Raw genomic sequence first — 24,496 nt, forward strand, 5'->3', positions numbered from 1 at the left:
GACGTTGGTTTTAATGAAAAACTGTCATTTTTAAAGCGGTATTTTTAATAGTATAAAGGGTCTCATTTAGAGACCCTTTTTTATGGGTAATGATAAGACATTGGCTATTTTAAATGCTCGACGTCTACTTCAATCACCGGCATCTGCATATCAAGCTGGCGCTTAAATTGGCGCAGCTGCTCAACCTCATCTAGTAACTCCAGTATCAAACCAATCGCCGGCACGCTGGCTTCAAAGTCACGGCTGAGGCGCGAGGCACGGCGTACGGTTGTCAGCTGATAACCGGTAAACTGCTGACGCTCTGGTACATCATATTCGATAATATTTTCTTCAAGCAATTCGATGACCCATTGGCGCTCTTGCCCACAGGCAGATACGAGCTCATCTAGGCTCAAGATAATGTCGGTAAATTCAGGCGAGTGTTTCATAATGATTATCCTCGTTTGCGCTTTATTTTATCGTATGGTCGTTATCTCTATTACAGGGCGATTATTCATGATTCATCACAGTTAAAAACTGATAGCACCAATCGTTAATAATAGCTGTTAATATCAGACGTTAATACCCGTCGTTAACGGCTGATATTGGTATCAGCAAACGCTTCTTTAAGCTGTTCATACGCTTTTATGGCCGCCTCGCTGCTGACATCAGGATTGACGATATTTAGGGTCAGATATAGATTGCCCGCTTGCTTCGCAGGAATACCTTTACCTTTTAGGCGTAAATTGCTACCTGATTTGCTGTTTTTAGGAATCGTCACCCCAAGCGAGCCCGCTGGGGTACTGACATTAATTTTTTCACCGAGCGCCGCTTCCCAAGGCGCAATATTAACGGTTTGATAAACATCGGCGCCTTCAATACGGATATTATCAGCGTGACTGATTTTAACCTTTAAAAATAAATCGCCGTTTTTACCACCGCCGATACCAGCTGCCCCTTGTCCTGCTAAGCGGATTTGCTTGCCATCGGTGATGCCTTTAGGAATTTTTATTTTAAGGGTTTTATTTTCATAATCGACACTACCATTTGGCTGACGAACGGGCACATTTAACTTGATGCTATAATCATCGCCGCTATAGACCGAAGCCAAATCCACGGCAATCTCCGCATGTTGGTCTTGACCTTGGCTATTTTGCGACCTAAAGCCACCCTGCTGCGATTGTCCGCGCGCACCGCCGCCAAAAGCGGAGAAAATATCATCGAAGCGAAAACCGCCACCACCATAAGCCTCACCTTCACCAAACTGATCTTTGATGTCTTCCCAGCGAAAACCACCTTGGCCGCCAGCGCCCGCAGATTGCCCACCAAAACCGCCAAAGCCACCAGCGCCACCTGCACCGGCAAAAGGGTTGTCTAGCATGGCATCGTATTCTGCGCGCTTGTCTTTATCCCTGAGGGTTTCATAAGCATTGTTGATTTCCGCGATTTTATTATCAGCGTCTGGATCATCACTGACGTCAGGGTGATATTGGCGTACCAGCTTACGATATTTCTTTTTAATCTCAGCATCGCTGGCATCTTTTTTGACGCCCAAAATGTCATAGTAATTTTTCTCTGCCATGTTATTTTTCCTCAATATAAAAGCCTGTGAATAAGACTGCTATGCCAATATAAACGAAACGATGGACCGGTTTGTATGAGATCGATATAACGTATTGACATTAACATTGTCGTTATCATTGTTATTGTCGTCTACGTACCATCATAACAATAATAAACGGCCAACAATACCAACCCAAACTGTTAGACAAATAAATAGTTACCTTAAGTATAAAGGCTATATTTATAAGTAATAATGGAGATATTGTTAACAAAATTAAAGAGTGGTTAAGAGGATTGAGCTATGGTGAATCATAGATTTGCAGGCATAACAGCGCACTTTTGACCTTAGTAGTTCTTTTACATACCTGTAAGGGTATAACAAGCTCTTTCTTGTAAAATGCCTTTATTATTTGTACTCGCAGGGAGTATGGATAACATAGGCAAGAGTATCTGTCTATCTCATCAACAAGAAATAGGTATTAAATGTCTTATTTAATCAAGTCTTTAGTCATCACTTTATCGCTACTGTTAAGTACGACCGTTTTTGCCGGCAACACCAGTTATTATGGTAGTAAGTTCCACGGCAAACGTACCGCAAGTGGCAGTATCTTCAATATGAACTCCCTCACCGCCGCGCATAAAACGCTGCCGTTTGGTACGAAGGTACAAGTGACTAACAAAAAGACAAAGCAGAGCGTTATCGTAAAAATTACCGATAGAGGACCTTATATTAAAGGTCGTATATTGGATTTATCGAAAGCCGCTGCTGGTCAAATAAACTGCGAACTTTGCACAACTACTATGAAAATACTGTCTTATGGAGATGGTAAATACCGTATGGAATAATGGCATAAAAAAGGGAGAGCTCAGGCTCTCCCTTTTTTTATATCGACGAGTTTTTATAGTCCCTATATTTACAGTCACTATATTAAGCGCTTAAACAATCACGCTGTCACCCTACCTTGACAATTTTTTATTGAAAACGCGCTTCCATTTCTTCTAAATTTGTCATCGCTAGCAACAGCTTATCTTCATTGTCGCTATGCTGCTGCTGGAGCGCAGTTTGCTCATCTAACAACAGCAATAAATCAGCTTTGCGACTTTCTTCGTACAACTCAGTATTGGCAAGCTTGGTTTCTAAGATGGCCAATTTTTCATCAATTTTAGCCAAAGCTTTTTCTGTATTTTCAATCTCACGGCGTATCGGTGCGGTGAGCTTACGCTGCTCAGCGGCCAATTTGCGCTGCTCTTCTTTGCTAATCAAAGGCTGAGCGGCTTTATTACTTGCAGGTGCAGTTGACGCTTTACTGCTCACTTGGTTGCCTGATTGGCTGGTTGATGGTTTGGTTATTTGACTGTTTGCCGAACCTGTATCTGTTTCACGTGAAACAGATTTCTTATCGTCTTTTTTGTTCTTTTTCTTACCGGTATTTTTGTCCGAGGCATTTTCTTGTTTGCGCTTTTCTGCTAGCCATTTACCGTAGTCGCTGATATCGCCATCGAACTCGTCGATTTGGCCGTCATGCACTAAAAACAGCTCGTCGCAGACATTGGCAATCAGCTCACGGTCATGCGATACCAGCACCACTGCCCCTTTAAACCCTTGCAGGGCGATGGTCAAAGCCTGACGCATTTGCAAGTCCAAATGGTTGGTTGGCTCATCGAGAACCAGCACGTTTGGACGCTGCCAAACGATTAATGCCAAAGTCAAACGCGCGCGCTCGCCACCAGAGAATAGCTCACTTGCTGTATCGATACGGTCGCCGCGAAAGTCAAAACTGCCAAGGAACGAGCGCAGTTCGGCATCAGAGGTTTTACCTGCTAGGCGGCGCAGCATTTGCATCGGTGTCGCTGCGGCGTCTAAAGTATCCATTTGATGCTGATTAAAATAGCCAAGCTTTAAGGTGTCAGAGACGCGATAGCTGCCTGATAAAATACCAATTTCGCCAACCAAGGCTTTAATCAAGGTCGATTTACCAGCGCCATTCATTCCCAACAAACCGAGGCGGGTGTCGGGCGTTACTTGGACGTTGGCATTATGCAAAAGCGGCGTCTCGCTATAGCCGATATCAGCATTGCTCATTTCTATCAGCGGCGAGCTCATATTGGCCGGCTCATAAAAGCGAAACGAGAACGGATTGTCCGCCATCATCGGCGACAGCTCTGCCATGCGCTCAAGCTGCTTGATGCGGCTTTGCGCTTGTTTGGCTTTACTGGCCTTGGCACGGAAACGACGAATAAAGTCGTCCAAATGGGCTTTGGTCGCTTGTTGCTTCTCAAACGCTTGCTGCTGCTGCGCCATACGCTCGTGACGGGTACGGATAAACTGCTGATAATTACCCGTATAAAGGGTGATTTTTTGTTGTTCGACGTGCAAGATATGACCGACGGTGGCGTCCAAAAACGCTTGGTCATGCGAGATAACAATTACCAAACCGGTATAAGCATTAATCCAGGTCTCAAGCCAAAGAATGGCGTCCAAATCCAAATGGTTGGTTGGCTCATCAAGGAGCATTAAATCGGCGCGGCTCATCAAGGTTTTGGCAAGGTTTAAACGCATACGCCAACCACCCGAGAACCCTTCAACGGGCAATTCATGCTGACTGGTCTTAAAACCAAGACCTGCCATGATTTGGGCCGCTTTGGTCGGCGTCCGATAGCCGTCAATTTCATCAAACTGCTGATGCAATACGCCAATCTGATCGTCACTGACACTGCTTAAATCATTTAACGCCGCATTAATCTCATACCACTGCTCATCACCGCTTAGCACATAATCTATCGCCGTCTGCGTGCTCGCCCCGACTTCCTGCGCCATGTGAGCCACCTGCCAGCTATCAGGAATGCTGACTTCGCCTCTATCAAGCGTCACTTCGGTATCGCCGGTGCCCATTTGCGTCAATAATAAGGCAAACAAGGTCGATTTACCGGTGCCGTTATTGCCCGTCAAGCCAACTTTATGGCCCGGATGGAGCTGAAAGCTTGCCCCTGCAAACAACTCACGACCATCACGGCGAACGCCAACGTCTTTAAATTCGATCATATAATTTCTTCATCTCAACAATAATATAAAACATAAGGCAATAAAAACATCCGTCTGGCATGTTTACAGGCGGCTATTATTTCAAACGCTTGGCGCATAGGCAAACGATTAAATAACTATTTTAAATTCAATCCTTTATACGGCTAAAAACCACTTGCTATCATAATGGCTTACGAACGATTAAAAATTTGGTAATTAAAACCGCTATTTGACATGTAAAACTACTATATAGTTGCAAACCCTGCTGTCACCCTTGACAAATCAATCAGCACCCCAATTATGTTATACTAGTAAAACACTATTGACATCATGCAGTTAGGTATTTGAAATTGGGCCTTTAAAGTTAAGTAGCGGCCGCAGTGCTATTCGCCAAACCGCTATGCCACAATATTTCAATGCTAAGTTATATTGCTAAAATGTTACATTGCTAAATGCCTTAACAAATATAAAAAATTTTACCGTAGCCTAGGCGTTATCAGCCGCTACTTATCAGTCGCCCTATCCAGTATAAATAGACGACCTCGCAGAAATAAAAAACAAATCATTTGATTTTAGCAACTGAGGTAGATATGAACGAATCAGCCAATCAATTTAATCCAAGCACAAGTCAACCAGTCGACCCAACCGCCTTAAACTTGACCGACAGCGCGGCAAAAAAAGTACGTCGCCTACGTGAAGAAGAAGGTGATAGCAATCTGATGCTGCGTGTCTATGTGACGGGCGGCGGCTGTTCAGGTTTCTCTTATGGCTTTAACTTTGCCAATGAGCTCAATGAAGATGATGCCAATTTTGATAATGATGATGTGACCTTAGTCGTCGATTCGCTAAGCTATCAGTATTTGCAAGGCTCGACCGTCGACTATACCGAGGGCTTAGAGGGCGCACGCTTTATTGTCACCAACCCAAACGCCACCACGACCTGTGGCTGCGGTTCATCGTTTTCTCTTTAAGCAAGTCGAGTTAAATAAGTCGAAATGACGGCTTTATCTTAAAAGCAATATAGTATTGTTGGGATAATTTAAGTATACAATCGTAAACTGAAAAAGTCGTTTTTGACCGATAATCTGGTCTTGCAATGGCCACGCTTGGCTCTGGCATCGACCTTGAGCTAGCAGCGGCTGGCAACACCGAAGTACTACGCTCTAAGCGCAAAGTAGCAGCAGCGCTAAATTTAGATGAGAACATCGAAGACATTCTTATCACTTTGAGCAAGCAGTATCATTTGCTACGTCCATTGGTACGTAATGACAGCTTATTTTTATACCTTGTACTTGACCGTCAAAAATCAAACCTTGCAATGGCGCGTCATATTCTAAAAGGTTTTGAGACGGAATTAGAATTTTCGTAAGCCTGTTTATATTAAGTAATGAGTTATCTAAAGCATCTACCTGATAAGTTAGATGTTTTTTTTGCTTTATAGCTGTTTGATTTAGAGCAGTAGATTTGACTAATAGCTGTGCCGCTTAACCAATTTTATAAACCAAACAACCGTTATTTGAGCGCCAGTGAAGCTTACTGTATTTGTAATTGTACGTGGTTTTTGGGGCGGCTTTGGGCTAAACTGACGTGATTCTATAACCCATTTTTTCGGTTGCACAGCGATTGCGTGGCGACCGACCATAACTAATAACAACAGATGACTATTATGAGTAATTTTGCGAGCAGCTTTGTCGATTTTAAAATTCCAAACTGGTTTGATAGCAAGCATTTAAGCGGCATGCTGCGCGGTATCGAAAAAGAAGGGCTGCGGGTTAAACCTGATGGCTACTTGGCACAAACCCCACATCCAGCCAAGCTTGGCTCCAAGCTCACCCATCCATTTATCACCACCGATTACTCTGAAAGTCTGCTCGAACTTATTACTGACCCAAAAACCTCTCCAAAAGAAACGCTAACCATGTTGCGCCAATTGCATTTATTGGTTTATCAAGGTATGCCTGAAGGCGAGCTGATGTGGCCATTGTCAATGCCGTGTATGCTGTCATCAAAAGATGAAGATATTCCGCTAGCAGACTATGGCAGCTCTAATACGGGTAAGCTAAAAACCCTCTACCGTAGTGGACTTGGTATCCGTTATGGTCGCCGAATGCAGACGATTGCTGGTTTACATTATAACCTGTCATTTGGCGATGATTTATTTGCCGCATGGCAAGCGCAAACGCCAAACGCGCAAGATTTGACCCTGACAGAATTTAAAAATGACAAGTATCTGGGATTGATTCGTAACTTTAAACGTCTGACCAGTTTGGTGCTGTATTTATTAGGGGCAAGCCCTAGCGTTTGTCCGTGCTTTGTGTCAGGTATCGACCATGATCTTGAGCTGCTCAATGACTCAACCTACTATAGACCGACGGCGACCAGCCTACGTATGGGCAAGCTAGGCTATACCAACAGCGTGCAAGAACATCTCGATATTCGTTATAATAATTTGCCCGAGTATATCAAAGGACTGCGCCGTGCGATTCAGACCCCGCATGCAAGCTTTGAGAAACTTGGCTTAGATGATGACGACGGTAATCCGATACAAATCAATGACCATATTCTACAAATAGAAAATGAATACTATAGTCCGATTCGCCCCAAACAAATCGCGATGAGTGGCGAGAGCCCAACCGAAGCGCTTGAGCGCCGCGGTATCGCTTACGTTGAGTTTCGTGCTATTGACCTTGACCCTTATAGCGATATTGGCATTCGTTTATCTAGCGCCTGCTTTTTAGAAGTGATGGCATTATACTGCCTGCTCAGTGATTCGCCAGAGCTCATGCCAGCAGAAGAAGAAGCGTTGGCGGTTAATGTCGAGCGCGTGGTCAACGAAGGTCGCCGCGAAAACTTGCAAATCATTAATAATGGTGATGAGCAAACCCTTGAAAGCTGGATGCTTATGCACTTAAGCCGTATGCAGCCATTGGCAGAGCTGCTTGACGCGCATTATGGGGGTAATGAATATCGGACAGCGGTTGCCTTGATGCAAGGTAAAGCGGGGCATCCTGAGTCAACCATCTCAGCACAAGTGAACTCGGATAGTGAACGTTTGGGTAGCTTGTGGCAGCTTGGCTTTACTTTGGCGCAGCAGCATCGTGAGTCGATATTACAGCAGACGTTGAGCCCAAACACCCAAGCCAAATATGAAGTACTGGCGGAAAAATCTATCTTGCAGCAGGCAGAGCTTGAAGCTGCCGAAACCGAAGATTTTATGGAATTTTTACAACAGTACCGTTAATGGTTGATTAATTTGACCTTTTAACAGTCTACTTTTTGTTAGTTTTATCCTATATCAATGAGCACTTTATAAGAGTATTCGCCCCATGCGACAGCTGACCACTTACCGTAATCTACAAGTGTTTTTAGTAATCATGGCCGTGATCGGCATGAGCTTTGCGCTATTTTTCTTACAGCGTTATATGGGGTTTTCGCCTTGTCCGCTATGTATCTTTCAGCGCATCGGTCTGATGGTTATGGGCGGCTTTGCTTTGATTGCCGCTATATTTGACCCAAAATCAAAAATCGTCCGCTTACTATTGTGGCTTGGCAGTTTGGCAGGTATTGGCTGGGCAGCAGTAGTTGCCGGTCGGCACGTATGGCTACAGCATTTGCCCGCCGACCAAGTGCCCTCATGTGGACCCGGCTTAGATTATTGGCTTGATACCCTACCGATGCAGCAAGTATTAAAAGAAGTATTTGCCGGCTCTGGTGAATGCGCGTCTATTGAGTGGACGTTTATGGGTTTGAGTATCCCTGAGCAATCTTTGATTTTATTTAGCATTTTGATATTGGTACATGTATTAATTTTATGGCGTATCGTGCGCCCTGCCCGCTAACCTGCTTCTACTACCCTTATGAGTAGCCAATAACCGTCCTGCACAATGCATGGACGGTTATTTTTTTGGCTCATATTTCAGGCGTTTTTAGCACGGTTAAAGCCATAGGGTTTAATTAACGACACGCTCTAGTCACTTTTACACTTTGATATATCCAAGGTGTTTATTTACCCTAATGGAATAACGGTAGTCTTAATTGCACTTTAAACGTATATAGCTAGTGTTTGCAAAGCCTCAGCGCGAGATTTGTTATCAAAACCATGAGGTTTATCACATAATTTAACGAAGTTAGGGTCGCAAGCGCTGCCTGTTGGCGCTAAGATTGTCCCTTACAATTTCTTTAACTTTTACCAAGACTTTAATTAGTTATCCTACTGACAAGGCTTAAACCCACTATTAAAAAATGTTTTTTGGTAACGCTATGATTACTATCTTACCCTACTCCTCCGCTGCAATTACCGCTATGAGACGCTGTACGCGCCCCTTGCTAGCACTGCCGCTCTGTTTGCTACTCACGAGCTGTGATAGCGCCTCATCTTCTACGACTGCCAATAACACAACAACGCAAGGTGCTCAGACTACTAATACGGTGGCACTTGCTGACTTGCAGGATATTGATGTTCAAAACAATCTGACCGACGCTGCAGTGAATGAGACAAATAATGCAGAAGGCCAATCACTGATAGCAGCGGCAAACTCAAGTGATAACAGTCGCCGCGCGCCGATGATTTCGGCCGCCAGTAGCGACAGCAGCTTACAAGCCACCTTGATGGGCGATTATGGCGGTGTGGTACCGTGCGCTTCTTGCGATAATATCGAGATTACCTTAAATTTGTTCGCTGATGGCTCTGTGCTAAAAACTAGTGTTTTTAATAATGCGGCGCCGACCGTTCCGCCTTTGTTAGAATCAGGGGTTTATCGCCAAGATGACGATAAAATCACCATCGTTTATGAGAGAAAAAACATCGAAACCTATAAAATCAGTGACAACCATTTGATTATGATGGACACTGATGCCAATCTTAACGATGACTACACCCTTTCTCGTAAATAAATAACTGCCTACCTCAGCCAAATTGAGAGTCCACACAACGCCTACCGACTAGGCGTTTTTTATTGGTCATCTTATGGTGTTTACTTTACAATGAGGCTTTGATTATTGGGCTGCCTACCGAACTGCCAGCTCTACTAATCACTGTTGGCTGACATTCAAGCTCAATTCCCTTTTTTCAAGCGTGTACGGAACATCTATGCATATTCATATTCTTGGTATTTGCGGTACTTTTATGGGCTCGCTAGCGTTACTGGCGCGCAGCCTTGGGCATACTGTCACAGGCTCAGACGCCAATGTCTATCCGCCGATGTCCACCCAACTTGAAAATGCGGGCGTGACCATTGCCGAAGGTTATTTGGTCGAACATTTGCAGCCAGCGCCTGATTTGGTAGTGGTTGGGAACGCTATGAAGCGTGGCATGGATGTTATCGAATATATGCTCGATAGCGGTCTGCGCTACACCTCAGGGCCGCAGTTCTTATCCGAGCAAGTGTTACAATCACGCCATGTCATTGCCGTGGCAGGTACGCATGGTAAAACCACCACGACCACCATGCTGGCGTGGATATTACATTATGCCGGTATTGATACAGGATTTTTGATTGGCGGCGTACCATTGGTTGATACTAGTGACGAGCGTTTGCAACAAGTCTTCGCCCATAGCAGTTACTTGGGTGCTGAAAAAACTGTTGATGGCAGTGGAGAAAAAACCGGCTACTTCGTTATTGAAGCCGATGAATACGATTCAGCGTTTTTTGATAAACGCTCAAAGTTCGTCCATTATCGCCCGTGTACCGCTATTTTAAACAATCTTGAATTTGACCATGCCGATATCTTCGCTGACCTAAACGCCATCCAAACCCAGTTTCACCATATGGTGCGTATGATTCCAAGTAGCGGCAAAATCATCATGCCAGCGGCGACCATTAGCTTAGAAGAGACGTTGGCAAAGGGTGTTTGGACGCCAGTTTGGCGGACAGCGGTTATTGATAAACAGTCAGTTGATTATAAAAAAGACGAGCAGAATTTACAGCACACTAACGACTGGCAAGCCGAGCTTATCAGCGCTGATGGCGGTCAATTTAGTATCAGTTTTGCAGGGGACGATGAGTATGAGCATACAGCGATCGTCGATTGGTCGATGAGCGGCATTCATAACGTCAATAATGCGCTAGTTGCAGTTGCCGCCGCTTATAATATTGGTGTCGATATCAAAACCGCCTGCGCAGCATTATCCGCCTTCGCTGGTATCAAACGCCGTATGGAGCTGATTGGCGATGTCAACGACATCTTGGTATTTGATGATTTCGCCCATCATCCGACCGCTATTACGACTACCTTAGATGGCGCTAAAAAGAAACTGGCAGACAGACGGATTTGGGCGATTATCGAGCCGCGCAGCAACACCATGAAAATGGGCATTCACCAAGACAGCTTGGCTGAATCCGCCGCCCTCGCCGACCATACTTTATGGTATGAACCAACCGGACTTGAATGGGGTCTAAGAGAAGTTATCGAGACTGCCACTACAGCTAATCCAAATATTGGTAATCAACAAGTACTCTCTAGTGTGGAGGATATCATTGATCATATCAGCCGCCATGCTACTGCCGGCGATGCGATTGTGATTATGTCTAATGGTGGCTTTGAAGGTATCCATCAGCGTTTATTAGCTGCTTTAAGCAATAAATAATCTATCTAAATAACAGCTGACTAAAAAATTAAGTTAGAGCGTAGACTTGTTGATGACGAGCTACGCTTTTTTTATTTTATATTTTACAGCTTCTCATATTAATTTTGCTTTTAATAGCCATTTATCCTTAACGACGTTAGCGACTCGACTACCTTTTTAACCTTTCGTTTACCTAATCTACCTGCAACATAGCAATTAAGCTAATTACCTCACATAGCCCCTACACAGGTAACATTTTGCGCTTATTTTTAATAACTGCTAATCGCTACAATGTATTCATCAAAATTAATAAGACATCATTAATTAAAAAAATATTTATTAAAATAAATTAGGAGAATAACAATGAGCTTTATTTGGATGATTATCGTAGGTTTGGTCGCAGGTTTATTGGCACGCGCTATTAAACCGGGCAACGACCCAATGGGTTGGATTATGACCATCGTATTGGGTATCGTTGGTGCGATGCTGGGTGGTTTTGTCGCCGGTTTAATCGGTATCAATGCTGATGGCGGCTTTACTGGACTTATCTTCTCAGTAATCGGTGCGATTATCTTACTGTTTATCTATGAGATGATTATGAACAAACGCCGCGTATAACAAGCGCAAGCCATTACTTGTAATAAATTAGAGCATATAAAAAAGGTCTTACCCAGCGTAAGACCTTTTTTAATGACTGTACTTTCTATGTGGATTATGAGCTATAAGTTTTGCTTATGTTATTACCTAAGAAAAACTGGCTATTGATATGCATTACTTTTGCCCCCATTTATCTTATAATATCAGTCCTATTTTATCTTTATCATTGAGGTGAGCCTTATGGCGTTACTCCCTATTTTAAGCTATCCCGACCCGCGCTTACGCACGATTGCTAAGCCTGTCAAGGAAGTTACGGCTGAAATCAAAACCTTAATCGCCGATATGATTGAGACGATGTATGATGCCCAAGGTATTGGTTTGGCGGCAAGCCAAGTCGACCGTCATATTCAGCTTATCGTCATGGATTTATCGGAAGATAAAAACAGCCCAAGGGTATTTATTAACCCGAAAGTTACGCCATTGGTAGAAGAAAAGCAGCCGTACGAAGAGGGCTGTTTGTCGGTGCCTGAAGTCTATGATAAGGTTGAACGTCCAACCAAAGTACGTATCGAGGCCTTGGATGAAAATGGCAATAAAATTGATGAAGAAGTCGAAGGCTTACTTGCCGTCTGTATCCAACATGAAATGGATCATTTAAATGGCGTCATCTTTGTCGATTATTTATCGCGTCTTAAACAAACGCGGGCGCGTGATAAAGTGCGTAAAGTGCTTAAAATACGCGAAAAACAGGGCGAGCAAATCGCGGATAAACAGCCACAAACCACCAACTCTTAATACATTTATATTTTAAGCCACGTTTGTTGTCCTATCATTATCGTTAAAAATAATGGCTTTATGATGATAAGATTGGCTTCTATATCCTAACGTTTTAATTCTCTGCTATTTTTATTCTCCGACATTCACTGTCTTCATTAAAGGTTTCCCCACCATGACCATGATCAAAATTGACCAATATTTTGACCCTGCCGGCTGGCAGAAATTTACCAAAGCTGCCGAAGGTCGCGAAACCCCGTTTTTGGTGGTCGACTTAAGCCGCATTAAAACAAAATATGCGGAAATGGTTGGGTTTTTTCCAAAGGCAAAAATCCATTATGCTATGAAGGCAAGCCCTGCGGTTGAAGTCATTAACTTATTGGCTGAGCTTGGGTCAAACTTTGACTGTGCGTCTATCTATGAGCTGGATCGGGTGCTTGATTGCGGCGTTGAGCCATCGCGTATCTCTTATGGCAACACCATTAAAAAAGCGCAGCATGTCAAATATGCCTTTGAAAAAGGTATTGATTTGTATGCAACCGATTCTGAAGCGGATTTAAAAAATATCGCTAAGCACGCGCCTGGTTCAAAAGTATTTGTGCGTATCTTAGTACAAGGCTCTGAAACCGCTGAATGGCCGCTATCACGTAAATTTGGTTGCCATCCAAATATGGCAATTGACCTGTTGATTCAAGCGCGCGAATTGGGCTTGGTGCCGTATGGTATCTCGTTCCACGTCGGTAGCCAGCAAAAAGACGTGGCTGCTTGGGATGATGCGCTCGCCAAGGTCAAATATATGTTCGACTGGATGAAAAATGAGGAAGGTATTAAGCTGCAAATGATTAATTTGGGCGGCGGCTTTCCGGCGAACTATATCAGCGAAGTCAATCCGGTCAAAGTCTATGCAGAAGAGATTACCAGTTATTTGACTGATGACTACAATGAAGATGAGATGCCAGAGATTATCCTTGAGCCTGGTCGTTCATTGGTTGGCGGCTCGGGTGTCTTGGTCAGCGATGTGGTGCTGATTTCACGTAAATCAGATACGGATTTGACGCGCTGGGTATATACCGATGTGGGCTTATTCCAAGGCTTAATCGAGACTCTAGGCGAAGCGATCAAGTATCCTGTCTATACGCCTAAAATGGAAACCTCAACCAGCGAAGGCACGGTTGTATTGGCAGGGCCAACGTGTGACTCAACCGACATCATGTATGAAGAAGCGGGTTATCAGTTGCCAGAAGAGCTAGAGATTGGCGATAAAATCTTTTGGTTAACCACGGGTGCTTATACCAACTCGTATTCGTCGGTCGAGTTCAATGGTTTTCCGCCATTAGAGGTGGTTTATATTGATTAATTTTTAACCAATTAATATCAATAACAGTAACAGTAACAAAGCGCGGTACTGCTTATCACAGTGCCGCGCTTTGTTATTTTTGCTTCGCGACAACATTAATAATCAGCTACTGTACCAATAATGAAATAGGTACGCTATTACTGCTATTTAACGTCCTATTACTGGCATAACCTGAGCTTTGGCTTTGATTGTTTTGTGAGATTTGTCCAATATTGACCCACTGCCCACGTGGGACGACAATGGTGCTATTCAATATTTGCCCTTGCACGCTATTATTATAGCCATAGCGATTATAAGAAGGATTAGCGCGCACGAGCTGTTCTTCTACTTGGGATAATGTTACTTCGACCTGCCCGTTCGGTAGTAGCCTTGGCATCACCGTAATCCCTTGCGTCGTCGGCAATAATACTTGCTGCTGAATAATAATTTGCCCCGCTAGACGTTTATAGGTCGGATAGCTATTGGCAATATAGCTTTGGTTTAATGAGTAAAGCATGCCGGTGCTGATGCTTGCTGCACTGCCAGACAAGGTTTGTACTTGATATAAATTATTACTTTGTTGTTGGCTATTACTTTGGTTGATTACGCCAGTACCTTGAATACCGTGATTACTAATAACAACCCGACCTTGCTGGATATTACCTTGGGATTGCCGACTATTACCGACACGCACAGCAACGGTCAACGCCTGCGATTGACCGTCAATCTGACTAAGTAACTGCTGTACTTTTTGATAATTAGCAGCCGTGGTATGTAATACGAGCTTATCTTGATAAGTCGACACCGTACCGCCATCGCGACTGCTACTTAACTCTTGACGCACCGCTGGTAATAAGCTCTCGCCACCATAGGTATGAATCACATAAGTTTGATAAGCGGCCGCTTGTACGACGATTGGCAATACCGTTAAACTTAAGGTAAATGCTATCGGACACGTATAACTTATGATTTTGGTAGCTTTTATCATAGCCAGCGTACGACTAAAATAGGCTATTAGATGTTCGCTAAACTTATTCATGTCTGACTCCTAGCAGTCATTCTGCTTTATCAATAAATAACCGCTACCAAACCATCAATGAGAAACCTTAATATTTTAGGCTTTAGTCATTTAACCCTAAAACATCCTGCATGTTATATTGTCCAACTTCTTGCTTAATCACCCAAGTTGCCGCACGCACCGCACCAGCGGCAAAGGTCATGCGCGCTCGGGCACGATGGGTAATTTCAACCACTTCACCGTCAGCGATAAACATTACGGTATGATCACCGATGATTTCACCGCCGCGTATCGCATGAATGCCAATACTGCCAGCTTCGCGCTCGCCCGTTTGCCCTTCGCGGCCATAAATGGCAACGTCTTTTAAGTTCTGTCCGCGCGCTTCTGCAACCGCCTCTGCCATCATATAAGCCGTGCCCGATGGTGCGTCGATTTTGTGTTTATGATGGGCTTCGATAACTTCTACATCGGCATCATTGCCAAAGGCTTTTGCGGCCATAGCGAGCAGCTTTAAGGACAAATTAACGCCCGTTGAATAATTACCCGCATAGACGATAGCGATTTGCTTACTGGCTTCTTTTAATACTTGCTCTTGTTGCTCATTAAAACCTGTGGTGCCAATCACCATCGCAACTTTATTCGCAGCGCAGATTTGCATATTTTGTTCGGTAGCATCAGGCAAGCTAAAATCAATCAGCACATCAATGTCATTAATAACGGCTTTTAAATCATCGACAATCTGTACCTCTAGGCGACCAATCGCTGCAACTTCGCCAGCATCGGCGCCGACAAGGCTTGAGCCTTGACGCTCAATCGCGGCATTTAGCGTGGTTTGTGGGTTGTCCTGTACGGCTTCAATTAACATACGTCCCATACGTCCGCCAGCACCGATGACACCAACGTTAATAGTTTGCTCTTCTGTTTGTTGACTCATATCTTGTCCTAAATGTTTTATTTTCGATAGATTGGTTATTAAATTTATGAGGATAAGTTTAGCAAATATAATGGTTAAATGGTTTTTTATAGCATCACCAAAAAGGCCTATTGTTTCACGTGAAACAATAGGCCTTATAATGACTTAAACAGTAGGGCTTAGCTATCAATCAAACAAATCACCAATCTTTTTAAAGAATGACTTTTTATGGGGTGACTGCTGATGCTTGCTGTCACCATCAAGCGTATCTTGGAATTGACGTAACAAGTCTTTTTGCTCGCGCGTTAGATTCACTGGCGTCTCGATGACCACACGACAAATCAAATCGCCTTTCATCGTCGTACGTACTGGCGTCACGCCTTTACCGCGCACACGCAGCAATTTGCCACTCTGCGTCCCTTCAGCGACCTTGATTTTGACTTTACCATCTAAGGTTGGGATTTCTACTTCTTTACCGAGTGCCGCATCAGTAATGCTCACTGGCACGTCCATATAGAGGTCAGCGCCTTGACGGTTAAAGACGTCGTGCGGTTTCACACGTACTTCAACGTATAAGTCACCGTTTTGTACGCCAGCGCCGCCCGCTTCGCCTTCACCTGCTAGGCGGACACGGTCACCATCGTCAACGCCCGCTGGGATAGACACTTCAAGCGTGCGCGATTTATCTTTTACGCCGCTGCCATGACAGTCAGAGCAAGGGTTTTTAATCTGTTTACCAGAGCCGCCACACTGCGGACACGTCTGCTGCACGGCAAAAAAGCCTTGCTGCATACGCACTTGGCCTTGACCATGACACATCTGACAAGTGACCACATCAGACGCGTCTTTTGCGCCTTTACCATCGCAGGTATCGCACGGCGCAGGTGCCGTAAAGCTGATTTCTTTTTTACAGCCGCGTACTGCTTCTTCTAAGGTCAGCTCAATCACATAACGTAAGTCTGAACCGCGGCGTGAACGGCTACCGCCGCCGCGTGATTGACCAAAAATGTCGCCAAAGTTGCCAAAAATGTCGCCAAAGATATCTTGGAAGTTGCCACCGCCGCCAAAACCGCCACCGCCCATGCCGTTTTCAAACGCCGCGTGTCCCATGCGATCATAAGCTGAGCGCTTGTCTTCATCGCTCAATACCTCATACGCCATCGACGCTTCTTTAAATTTGTCTTCAGCATCAGGATCATCAGAATTGCGGTCAGGATGGTATTTCATGGCCAGCTTGCGGTAGGCTCGCTTAATTTCCTTGCTGTCAGCGGTCTTACTGACACCTAATATTTCATAAAAATCGCGCTTACTCATGGGCTCTCCTATCGTCTTCACAGTCCACCGGACGGCCGATTCATCAACCCGAATCAATCTTCTCCTTTGCACTGCACGCACCTACTTACAGGTTTCACATGAAACGTGGCGAATAGGTAGCAGAAAGAGGATAACTTATGAATCTTACGAGCGAATACGGCGGGATGCTGCTTAGTCAAATCAATTATTAAAAGTTTGCGCTATTTATGGAGATGATGGCGGGATTTATCAAGCACTGAGGCGTCTAAATTATAAATTATGAGGCTGTAGATGCCCTAAAAAAGGATTTATTAAGAATTGCACAAAGGTTTCCATACCTTTATAAGGTGTAGGCGTGCTAATATTTAGCGCGATATTGCTGTATATATAAATACTGTTTTTAATTTTTTAACCATTAGATTTGCGCTAAGGTCGTGTTTTTATGAAAAAGCTGATTGTTTTATTGATTGTCATTGCCGTCGCTATCTATGGCGGTTCGCCTTATTACAGCGCTTATCAGCTTAAAAATGCCTATGACGCCAAAGATGGTGCAACGATCGCAGCGGCGATTGATTATGAGCAGGTGCGACCCAGTATTCAAAATCAGCTGACCAGCCAATTTGCAGTGACCATGACCAAATACCCATTGGTTGCCGAACTTGGCGGCGCGCCATTAACCGAAGCGGCCAACGGCTTTATTATCCAAGCGGTCGATGGCGCTATTACCCCGCAAAATATTGAAAAATTGATTAACACCCAAGGTCAAGCCAATACCGCGACCAAGGAGCTTGCCGCAGCATGGGCGATAGCCAGTAATCAAGTCGATCTTAAAAACCTGATTCAAAATTTAATCATTCAGCGCGGCGACATTAATGCCGTGGTCAAAAACCAAATGCAGCAAATCATGCAAAAGCAAGCGGCCGAGCTTGAGCAACAAGCGGCGCAAGGTACGGATAGTGACAAGCCAAAACTGGCTTATTGCGGGATTAACTGCTTTACCATTAGCGGTCAGGTGAAAGGTTATCCGCTGACTATCGAGATGCAGCGCGAAGGTTTGATAAATTGGAAAATCGTTGATATTGTTTTACCGCAATAGCTGTTACTGTAATAGCTGTTACTGAGATAGACTGATAGAATCAATCATTAAGCACCATTAAAAACTGCCCTATGGACATCGCTCATAGGGCAGTTTTTAATGGTTACTTTCTATGTTATAGACTTTTTAATAATCAGAGCTTTTAATAATCAGAGCTCTTAATAAACAGACTTCTTAATCATTTACTCCACACCCAAGAACTCTAAAAACTCTGGGCTCTCAAAGCTTGCTTGATAAAGGACACCGTCTTCGCGGTAAATAGCCGGCGTTGCCATGACCGCAAGCCCTGCTGACTTTTCACGGTTAGGCGTTACATAATCGGCTTTACAACTGGCTGGTGCCGGTGTCATTTTACCTTGTAGCATTGCTTTATCAAAAGCTGTGCGGCGGCTGTCCTCACTCCCCTGACACCAGATAGCGCGCATTTGCTCAGGCGACTTTTCATAGATTGGATAACCGATAGTTTTTACCGTCACGCCTTTGGCATTAAGCATGGGTAGCTGTTGATGGAGACGACGACAATAAGGACAATTGACGTCATTAGCGACATAAATAACCGCTTTCTCAGGGCTGGTGGCAGGATAAGTAATCAGTTGGCTGTGGTCTAAGGTTGCAAATACCGACTGATTTTTAAGGCGCTCAAAGTTGCTATCAAGCCCGATAAACTGACCGTTTTCAATCACTGATATCTCACCATCGGTGATGTATTGCCCATCGTCTGATAGTAGAAATGGCACACCTTCTAGCGTCGCACCCCAAATGACTCCCGGCACGGCGGTATAAAAGAACGGCGTTTTAGTACTCATGTTTTTTAGCGCGCCCATATTTGCTAATAGGTCAGATTTCAGGCTGGCACTGACGGGCTTGCCCACTTGCAAGCTGCTGCTACGCGCTGGTGTTTTTGTGACGACGCGTTTGCTTGGATTCTTTTGTAGCTCGCCTTGGATGACATATTTACCCTCTTTAGTGATATGGAGCGGCGGCTGTCCTACCAAGTTCACTTGATACATATTGGGCAATTTAGAGGGCACAATAGAAGTGATTTGCGTTTTGATACCTGCTTGGCTCAGCAGTTGGCGTAATTGACTATCGACAGCTTTGCTCACACTGCTAGTCGCTTGCGTACTTTGTATACTTGCACTATTTTGCGGCGCTTGGTTGACATTATTTTTGATAGTGTCAGTAGCGCTTTGCTGCGCACAAGCGGTGGTGGTCAATAATATGACACTGATTAAGCTGGCGGATTTTAACAGAGAGAATTTCACAGAAGACTGTCCTATTGATTTTTAATAGCAATACTTTAAAAATGCTCATTATTAATAAAGCTGACTATATTATGTAAAAATATAGATTAAAAAAAAAGATAGGCAGACTTTAGCACAAGGACAGTTTTTGCAAAGGTATTAGGGCTTAATTTTGCAAAACTGCTACTTAGCTTTAAGAGATAGGCAACACAGACAGTAGCCAGGGAATATAACGGTAAACAGTGGACATTAAAAAAGCAGCGCACTTTTTCATGGCTGCTTTTTTTGCAGAAAATTTTGATGACTGTTTAAGATGCAGCAGAGCCTAATTTTAGAATTTAGCCACTTCTTCCGGCGTTAAGAAACGACTGTCGCCTTTATCCAAACCGTCTAAGGTGATATGACCAATACTAGCGCGATGCAGCTCGGTGACTCGATTACCAAAATAGCCCATCATACGTTTTACTTGATGGTATTTACCTTGCTCCAAGGTCAAGCGTGCATGGGTTTCGTCGATAAACTCAAGGGTAGCAGGCTTGGTTTCTTCGTGGTCGCCTTCTAAGAGGATACCTTCAGCCACTTCTTTGACGGCATTGGCTTGCGCGTCGCTGTCCATGGGACTTGCTAATGTGAGCTCGTATATTTTGGCATGCTCATGTTTAGGGCTGGTCACACGGTGTAACCAGCTGCCATCGTCACTGATAAGTAGGGCGCCCGTGGTATCGACATCGAGGCGTCCTGCAATACGCAAGCTGCCAAGCTCAGGTACAGCGATTAGCTCGGTGACGATAGGATATTCTTTGGCTTTTAAAGAGCATTCAAAACCTTCAGGTTTATGAAGCAAGATATAGCGATTGCCAGTCGCAACCGACAATGGCTCGCCCGCCCACAGTACTTCATCGTTGACAATATCGACATGCAGCCCCGGATCTTTGACCACCGCATCATTTACCGTCACTTCACCGGCGTGCAAAATCCGCTTTGATTCTTTGCGCGACAGCTCAGTGGCTTTACTTATAAATTTATCTAGACGCATACGCTTGACTACCATTCGTTTTATACTACCAACTTCGTATTAAAAGCCAACCATACAAGCACGGCTCTCGCGCTTGTCCGCTGTCTTAAACAGTGAGAAGTGGTACTATAATAAAAAATTAAATGAACACTGCGCCCAATACGGCAGGCAGTGAAAGTTAAGTAAGTTTACCATATCCAACTTAGACCTGATGAAATATGAGTTATCAAACGCTAAAACATGCGGTCAGCGCGCGCTTAGACATTAAAAAGTCTGAGTTTATTGCCTACGCCTATCCTGTGACCTCGCGCGAGCAAGCAATGTTTCACGTGGAACAGCTACGCGTAAAGTATGCCGATGCGCGTCACCACTGTTGGGCGTATATCATTGGCGACCCTAATAACACCACCAGCGCAGGCTTTGACGACGATGGCGAGCCTAATGGCACCGCAGGACGACCGATATTAAACGTCTTACAGCATAAATCTATCGGCAATGTGATTATCATCGTCGTGCGTTATTTTGGCGGTATCAAACTCGGTGCAGGCGGTCTCACCCGCGCCTATGCAGGTTCTGCGCAGGCGGCCGTCGATGAAATGGTACTGCTCCCGTACGTGCCGATGGCGCAAGTGCAAATAATCGCTGAGTTTGCCACCGAAGCACAGTGCCGCTACGTGGTTGAGGACTTGGGCGGGCATATTGATGATGTGACTTATAGTAAGCAAGTGACCTTGACCGTAACGCTTGCTGAAGCAGATATCGATCACTTAAAAGAGCGGCTGGCGATGGATGGGCGTGTCTTAGAGTCGCCATAATTGATAAGTATGTATGTAGAGCCATTTTTCTTAGTTCTTCTTAGTGGTAGTTCTAGATGAATTGCTTTGAGTGACCATACGTTCACTGAGCGTTCACTGAAAAGCATTGGTTTTGGCAACTGCCGTCGGTATGATAAGGCATTGATTTTTAACAACGATTTTAACGATATTTTTAACGTCCATTAAATAAGAAACCTTTATGCCAACATCGAAACCACATAAAACCTTTACCCCTGCCCCATTTAAACCGCCATTTTGGTTAAGCAATCCACATCTACAAAGCATTTTACCCAAATTTTTTGCCCCTAAAACGCCGACTTATCGCCGTGTGGTCGAAAAAGACTCCTTGGATGAAAGTGATATTGCTTATGACTTTTATGATGCACATCCTATAGACGCCGATGTTATAAACTCAGCAGGTAATGGCGAGCGTGAGCAAACCCCATTAATCGTACTATTTCATGGTATGGAAGGCAGTAGCGACAGCCATTATGCGCGCGCGTTGGCCCATCAGATGCATGCGCAGGGCTGGCATTTTGTGGTCGCCCACTTTCGTAGCTGCGGCGGTATTCCTGCGAGCGGTCGCGTCTTTTATAACGCCGGTGACACCGGCGAGCTGCATCATATGCTTGAGAACTTGCGCAAAAACTTTGCCCATATCTATGCGGTAGGTGTGTCCTTAGGCGGCAATGCACTGGCAAAATATATGGGCGAATATGGCGACAAAGCGCTATGTGACGGCGCAGCGGTGATTTCAGCGCCTGTCGATATGTCGTCGGCGGCGCTTAGTATGCACAGCTTTTTGAGTCACCGTATTTATACGCCGTATCTGCTGAATCCCATTATCAAAAAAGCCTTGGCGAATGACATCACCAAAGATGAGATTGACTCTATCAAAGCCGTCAATCGTATCAGTGACTTTGATGATATCTTTACCGCTCCGCGTCATGGCTACCGCTCTAATAACCATTATTATTACGCTTCATCGGCGCTGCCTTATTTGATAAAAGTAACCAAACCTTTATTATTAATCAGCGCTAAAGACGACCCTTTCCTTGGGTTTACTGCCACGCCAAACGACGTCTCCGATACTGTCACACTTTTAGAAACTGAGCATGGCGGGCACGTGGGCTTTATTCGTTATAACGTCGATAAAGACAAATCGACGCATCTTTATAAACAATCAAGATTTGATATCAACTGGTTGCCCGAAACGGTCAGCGCTTATTTTAAGTCTATTGGCGTGCCGTTTAACCATTGATAATGACATTTGCCACTCTGCCAAACTTTACTTTTTTTACTTAACCTCCACCTCTTTGAGATTGCGCCATGTATCCATTTATTCGTTATACCAGCACCATCGCTCGCGCCGCACTACAAGTAAAAAAGGGCAATACCTTAACGTTTAAAGATACCAGCGAGATTAGCTTTCGCTGTCGTCTGACCGATATTGATAATTTCTTGGAGATGAATAATGGCCGCGTCCTGACCCTTTTTGATATGGGACGTACCGATTTTGCGGTACGGAGCGGCCTTGGTACACAGCTCTTAAAGCAGCGCTGGGGTTTGGTGGTCGCTGGCAGTACCATCCAATATCGCAAACGCATTCGCGCCTTCGATAAAGTCACCATGAAAACTCGTATCGTCGGCTTCGATGAGCGCTGGATATATATCGAGCAGTCGATGTGGGTCAAAGGCAAGCCTTGCTCCTCTGCCCTACTGCGCACGGGCGTCACCGAGGGCGGCAAAGTGATCGAAACCTCGCGTGTCTTAGGGGTGCTAAATCAAGCAGATTGGAAGCTAGCGCCGAGCGGCTATGTGGCAGAATGGATTATCAGTGATGCCGACCGTCCGTGGCCGCCAGTGGGTTAGGATACGATTGTTCGATAAGCGCCTTACGATCATCAGTGGTGATGACGTGGTTGGGTTATTGATGAATGCGAAAGGGTTTTTGCAGTTGAATTAAGCAGTAAGTAAGTTTAAAGAAATGGGTCAGTTTTTTCGGTCATCGCCTTGATGATTTAAAAAGCTGACCTTTTTTTATCAATTAGTGAGTACTAATCTTAAAAAACATTGGTTTCATAATAAAAATCCACTACTTTTATTGCATAACTAAATACACATTCTCTAACACGCGTATCCCTCAGCTTTGTTAAAGTAAGTCATGCAAATTTTCTCATAACATAACAAGGACGCCCGTCATGACCTTACTAAATACCTTTGATTTAACCTACCCTATCGTACAAGCACCGATGGCAGGAGCAACCACGCCTGAGCTGGCAGCGACAGTAAGTAATTTTGGTGGACTGGGGTCATTGGGAGGCGGAACGACGGCGCCAACGGTTTTAAATGAGCACATTAATATCCTTAGATCGCTCACCGACCGCCCTTTTATGATCAATCTAATGGTGTTATCTGAGCATGATTCTACTACTTTGGATAGCAAAATCCCTACTTGGTTAAACGAGTATTATAAAAAAAACAACATAGACATGGCGTTACCTGAACGTCCCGCATTTAATTTTTCTGAGCAGCTACAAGTGCTGTATGACAATCCAGTGCCTGTCGCTAGCTTCACCTTTGGTATTATCAGCGCCGAGCAGGTGCAGGGCTTAAAGGATTTGGGCACACGCGTCATCGGTACTGCCAATCATCCGTTGGAAGCGAAAGCATGGGCAGATATTGGTGTCGATGCGGTCTGTATTCAGGGCTCAGAAGCTGGCGGTCATCGCGGTGGTTGGTTGCCACAAAGCGCAAACGATCCATTGGGTTTACTGACGCTGATTAGTCAAACGCGTGCTTGCACCGATATTCCTTTGATTGCAGCGGGCGGTATTATGACGGGGCAAGCGATTAAAGCGGTGCAAACGGCTGGTGCTGAGCTGGCGCAAATAGGCACGGCTTTTTTGACCACCGATACATGCGCTATTAATGATACGTATAAACAAGCGCTGCTTGATGCCAGTCTGGGTAAGCGCAGTAGCGAGACGCGATTAACGCGACTATTTTCAGGTAAGCAAGCACGCGGATTGTTAAATGACTATTTGCGCGATTTTGGTCAATTTGAGAGCGCGCATGAGTTACCGCCTTACCCACAATTAAATGCCATGACCAAAAACTTGCGTGCTCATGCAAAAAATAACCTCAATGCTGAACATCAGTCTTTATGGGCAGGACAAGGGGTCGCGTTGGTCAGAGAAGAAAGTACGCTTGAATTGCTCGAGCGACTTGTCAAAGATTTATAATCTTAAACGACTTCATTAAAA

Annotated in this window: 22 protein-coding genes and 1 pseudogene; 15 read left to right on the plus strand and 8 right to left on the minus strand. The window is 44.6% G+C overall.

The genetic code is table 11. From position 1 onward, the window contains the following. Window positions 1-104 precede the first annotated feature (104 nt). A complete protein-coding gene (locus H9653_RS08120; protein WP_068407333.1) occupies window positions 105-428 on the minus strand; it encodes a chaperone modulator CbpM in 324 nt (107 codons plus the stop codon). A gap of 143 nt (window positions 429-571) precedes the next feature. Beyond that, entirely contained in the window at window positions 572-1,561 is a 990-nt protein-coding gene (locus H9653_RS08125; protein ID WP_191691771.1) for a DnaJ C-terminal domain-containing protein, read from the minus strand. A gap of 464 nt (window positions 1,562-2,025) precedes the next feature. On the opposite strand from H9653_RS08125, the gene H9653_RS08130 reads away from it, so the two are divergent. Next, complete coding sequence (locus H9653_RS08130) at window positions 2,026-2,388, plus strand: septal ring lytic transglycosylase RlpA family protein (RefSeq protein WP_102076714.1); 363 nt, start codon at window positions 2,026-2,028, stop codon at window positions 2,386-2,388. Window positions 2,389-2,515: 127 nt separating this feature from the next. Here the strand turns inward: H9653_RS08130 and H9653_RS08135 are convergent, their stop codons facing one another. After that, window positions 2,516-4,585, minus strand: coding sequence for an ATP-binding cassette domain-containing protein (locus tag H9653_RS08135; RefSeq protein WP_191691773.1), 2,070 nt, complete (start codon window positions 4,583-4,585; stop codon window positions 2,516-2,518). A gap of 569 nt (window positions 4,586-5,154) precedes the next feature. Between H9653_RS08135 and erpA the strand changes: the two genes are divergently transcribed. The 9 genes and pseudogenes from erpA (at window position 5,155) to H9653_RS08180 (ending at window position 13,857) form a co-directional block, all read left to right on the plus strand. Next, a complete protein-coding gene (gene erpA / locus H9653_RS08140) occupies window positions 5,155-5,535 on the plus strand; it encodes an iron-sulfur cluster insertion protein ErpA (RefSeq protein ID WP_068407319.1) in 381 nt (126 codons plus the stop codon). Between the two features lie 113 nt (window positions 5,536-5,648). Continuing rightward, window positions 5,649-5,933: pseudogene (locus H9653_RS08145) on the plus strand (roadblock/LC7 domain-containing protein); the annotation flags it as partial. Window positions 5,934-6,230: 297 nt separating this feature from the next. Further along, a complete protein-coding gene (gene gshA / locus H9653_RS08150; protein WP_191691775.1) occupies window positions 6,231-7,805 on the plus strand; it encodes a glutamate--cysteine ligase in 1,575 nt (524 codons plus the stop codon). 85 nt (window positions 7,806-7,890) lie between these two features. Continuing rightward, window positions 7,891-8,403, plus strand: coding sequence for a disulfide bond formation protein B (locus tag H9653_RS08155; protein ID WP_191691777.1), 513 nt, complete (start codon window positions 7,891-7,893; stop codon window positions 8,401-8,403). A gap of 421 nt (window positions 8,404-8,824) precedes the next feature. Beyond that, on the plus strand, window positions 8,825-9,457 hold the full coding sequence (locus H9653_RS08160; RefSeq protein WP_191691779.1) for a copper resistance protein NlpE N-terminal domain-containing protein: 633 nt from the start codon (window positions 8,825-8,827) through the stop codon (window positions 9,455-9,457). Between the two features lie 196 nt (window positions 9,458-9,653). Then, entirely contained in the window at window positions 9,654-11,150 is a 1,497-nt protein-coding gene (gene mpl, locus H9653_RS08165) for a UDP-N-acetylmuramate:L-alanyl-gamma-D-glutamyl-meso-diaminopimelate ligase (protein WP_191691781.1), read from the plus strand. A gap of 342 nt (window positions 11,151-11,492) precedes the next feature. Next, window positions 11,493-11,747 (plus strand): GlsB/YeaQ/YmgE family stress response membrane protein, encoded by a 255-nt coding sequence (locus tag H9653_RS08170; protein ID WP_068408390.1) that lies wholly within the window; start codon window positions 11,493-11,495, stop codon window positions 11,745-11,747. 219 nt (window positions 11,748-11,966) lie between these two features. Further along, window positions 11,967-12,521 (plus strand): peptide deformylase, encoded by a 555-nt coding sequence (gene def / locus H9653_RS08175; RefSeq protein WP_144297325.1) that lies wholly within the window; start codon window positions 11,967-11,969, stop codon window positions 12,519-12,521. A 160-nt stretch (window positions 12,522-12,681) separates the two neighbouring features. Continuing rightward, window positions 12,682-13,857 (plus strand): type III PLP-dependent enzyme, encoded by a 1,176-nt coding sequence (locus H9653_RS08180; protein ID WP_191691813.1) that lies wholly within the window; start codon window positions 12,682-12,684, stop codon window positions 13,855-13,857. Window positions 13,858-13,963: 106 nt separating this feature from the next. Here H9653_RS08180 and H9653_RS08185 read toward each other — a convergent pair whose 3' ends face one another. From H9653_RS08185 to dnaJ, 3 genes are all read right to left on the minus strand, one after another. After that, window positions 13,964-14,875: a hypothetical protein gene (locus H9653_RS08185; protein WP_191691783.1), complete on the minus strand. Its 912-nt coding sequence runs from the start codon at window positions 14,873-14,875 to the stop codon at window positions 13,964-13,966. An 82-nt stretch (window positions 14,876-14,957) separates the two neighbouring features. Next, on the minus strand, window positions 14,958-15,788 hold the full coding sequence (gene dapB / locus H9653_RS08190) for a 4-hydroxy-tetrahydrodipicolinate reductase (RefSeq protein WP_144297327.1): 831 nt from the start codon (window positions 15,786-15,788) through the stop codon (window positions 14,958-14,960). Between the two features lie 165 nt (window positions 15,789-15,953). Further along, the gene (dnaJ, locus tag H9653_RS08195) at window positions 15,954-17,081 is read right to left on the minus strand and encodes a molecular chaperone DnaJ (RefSeq protein WP_191691784.1); all 1,128 of its coding nucleotides are present in this window, start codon (window positions 17,079-17,081) and stop codon (window positions 15,954-15,956) included. Between the two features lie 421 nt (window positions 17,082-17,502). Between dnaJ and H9653_RS08200 the strand changes: the two genes are divergently transcribed. Next, window positions 17,503-18,156: a DUF2939 domain-containing protein gene (locus H9653_RS08200; protein ID WP_191691785.1), complete on the plus strand. Its 654-nt coding sequence runs from the start codon at window positions 17,503-17,505 to the stop codon at window positions 18,154-18,156. A gap of 182 nt (window positions 18,157-18,338) precedes the next feature. On the opposite strand, the gene H9653_RS08205 is transcribed toward H9653_RS08200, so the two are convergent. Next, window positions 18,339-19,421 (minus strand): disulfide isomerase DsbC N-terminal domain-containing protein, encoded by a 1,083-nt coding sequence (locus H9653_RS08205; RefSeq protein WP_191691787.1) that lies wholly within the window; start codon window positions 19,419-19,421, stop codon window positions 18,339-18,341. Window positions 19,422-19,731: 310 nt separating this feature from the next. Next, complete coding sequence (locus H9653_RS08210; RefSeq protein ID WP_191691789.1) at window positions 19,732-20,436, minus strand: pseudouridine synthase; 705 nt, start codon at window positions 20,434-20,436, stop codon at window positions 19,732-19,734. A gap of 197 nt (window positions 20,437-20,633) precedes the next feature. On the opposite strand from H9653_RS08210, the gene H9653_RS08215 reads away from it, so the two are divergent. From H9653_RS08215 to H9653_RS08230, 4 genes are all read left to right on the plus strand, one after another. Continuing rightward, window positions 20,634-21,230: a YigZ family protein gene (locus H9653_RS08215; protein WP_191691791.1), complete on the plus strand. Its 597-nt coding sequence runs from the start codon at window positions 20,634-20,636 to the stop codon at window positions 21,228-21,230. Window positions 21,231-21,429: 199 nt separating this feature from the next. After that, a complete protein-coding gene (locus tag H9653_RS08220; protein ID WP_191691793.1) occupies window positions 21,430-22,491 on the plus strand; it encodes a YheT family hydrolase in 1,062 nt (353 codons plus the stop codon). Window positions 22,492-22,559: 68 nt separating this feature from the next. Beyond that, the gene (locus H9653_RS08225; RefSeq protein ID WP_191691795.1) at window positions 22,560-23,102 is read left to right on the plus strand and encodes an acyl-CoA thioesterase; all 543 of its coding nucleotides are present in this window, start codon (window positions 22,560-22,562) and stop codon (window positions 23,100-23,102) included. Window positions 23,103-23,431: 329 nt separating this feature from the next. Next, window positions 23,432-24,475, plus strand: a complete 1,044-nt coding sequence (locus H9653_RS08230) for an NAD(P)H-dependent flavin oxidoreductase (protein WP_191691797.1) — start codon at window positions 23,432-23,434, stop codon at window positions 24,473-24,475. Window positions 24,476-24,496: the final 21 nt, after the last annotated feature.

It is taken from the genome of Psychrobacter communis, from assembly GCF_014836505.1.
GTDB lineage: Bacteria > Pseudomonadota > Gammaproteobacteria > Pseudomonadales > Moraxellaceae > Psychrobacter > Psychrobacter faecalis.

Bases quoted from the DNA above. Each gene is read 5' to 3' on its own strand.
- H9653_RS08120 (WP_068407333.1), bottom strand. From the start codon at position 428: ATGAAACACTCGCCTGAATTTACCGACATTATCTTGAGCCTAGATGAG.
- H9653_RS08125 (WP_191691771.1), bottom strand. From the start codon at position 1,561: ATGGCAGAGAAAAATTACTATGACATTTTGGGCGTCAAAAAAGATGCC.
- H9653_RS08130 (WP_102076714.1), top strand. From the start codon at position 2,026: ATGTCTTATTTAATCAAGTCTTTAGTCATCACTTTATCGCTACTGTTA.
- H9653_RS08135 (WP_191691773.1), bottom strand. From the start codon at position 4,585: ATGATCGAATTTAAAGACGTTGGCGTTCGCCGTGATGGTCGTGAGTTG.
- erpA (WP_068407319.1), top strand. From the start codon at position 5,155: ATGAACGAATCAGCCAATCAATTTAATCCAAGCACAAGTCAACCAGTC.
- gshA (WP_191691775.1), top strand. From the start codon at position 6,231: ATGAGTAATTTTGCGAGCAGCTTTGTCGATTTTAAAATTCCAAACTGG.
- H9653_RS08155 (WP_191691777.1), top strand. From the start codon at position 7,891: ATGCGACAGCTGACCACTTACCGTAATCTACAAGTGTTTTTAGTAATC.
- H9653_RS08160 (WP_191691779.1), top strand. From the start codon at position 8,825: ATGATTACTATCTTACCCTACTCCTCCGCTGCAATTACCGCTATGAGA.
- mpl (WP_191691781.1), top strand. From the start codon at position 9,654: ATGCATATTCATATTCTTGGTATTTGCGGTACTTTTATGGGCTCGCTA.
- H9653_RS08170 (WP_068408390.1), top strand. From the start codon at position 11,493: ATGAGCTTTATTTGGATGATTATCGTAGGTTTGGTCGCAGGTTTATTG.
- def (WP_144297325.1), top strand. From the start codon at position 11,967: ATGGCGTTACTCCCTATTTTAAGCTATCCCGACCCGCGCTTACGCACG.
- H9653_RS08180 (WP_191691813.1), top strand. From the start codon at position 12,682: ATGATCAAAATTGACCAATATTTTGACCCTGCCGGCTGGCAGAAATTT.
- H9653_RS08185 (WP_191691783.1), bottom strand. From the start codon at position 14,875: ATGAATAAGTTTAGCGAACATCTAATAGCCTATTTTAGTCGTACGCTG.
- dapB (WP_144297327.1), bottom strand. From the start codon at position 15,788: ATGAGTCAACAAACAGAAGAGCAAACTATTAACGTTGGTGTCATCGGT.
- dnaJ (WP_191691784.1), bottom strand. From the start codon at position 17,081: ATGAGTAAGCGCGATTTTTATGAAATATTAGGTGTCAGTAAGACCGCT.
- H9653_RS08200 (WP_191691785.1), top strand. From the start codon at position 17,503: ATGAAAAAGCTGATTGTTTTATTGATTGTCATTGCCGTCGCTATCTAT.
- H9653_RS08210 (WP_191691789.1), bottom strand. From the start codon at position 20,436: ATGCGTCTAGATAAATTTATAAGTAAAGCCACTGAGCTGTCGCGCAAA.
- H9653_RS08215 (WP_191691791.1), top strand. From the start codon at position 20,634: ATGAGTTATCAAACGCTAAAACATGCGGTCAGCGCGCGCTTAGACATT.
- H9653_RS08220 (WP_191691793.1), top strand. From the start codon at position 21,430: ATGCCAACATCGAAACCACATAAAACCTTTACCCCTGCCCCATTTAAA.
- H9653_RS08225 (WP_191691795.1), top strand. From the start codon at position 22,560: ATGTATCCATTTATTCGTTATACCAGCACCATCGCTCGCGCCGCACTA.
- H9653_RS08230 (WP_191691797.1), top strand. From the start codon at position 23,432: ATGACCTTACTAAATACCTTTGATTTAACCTACCCTATCGTACAAGCA.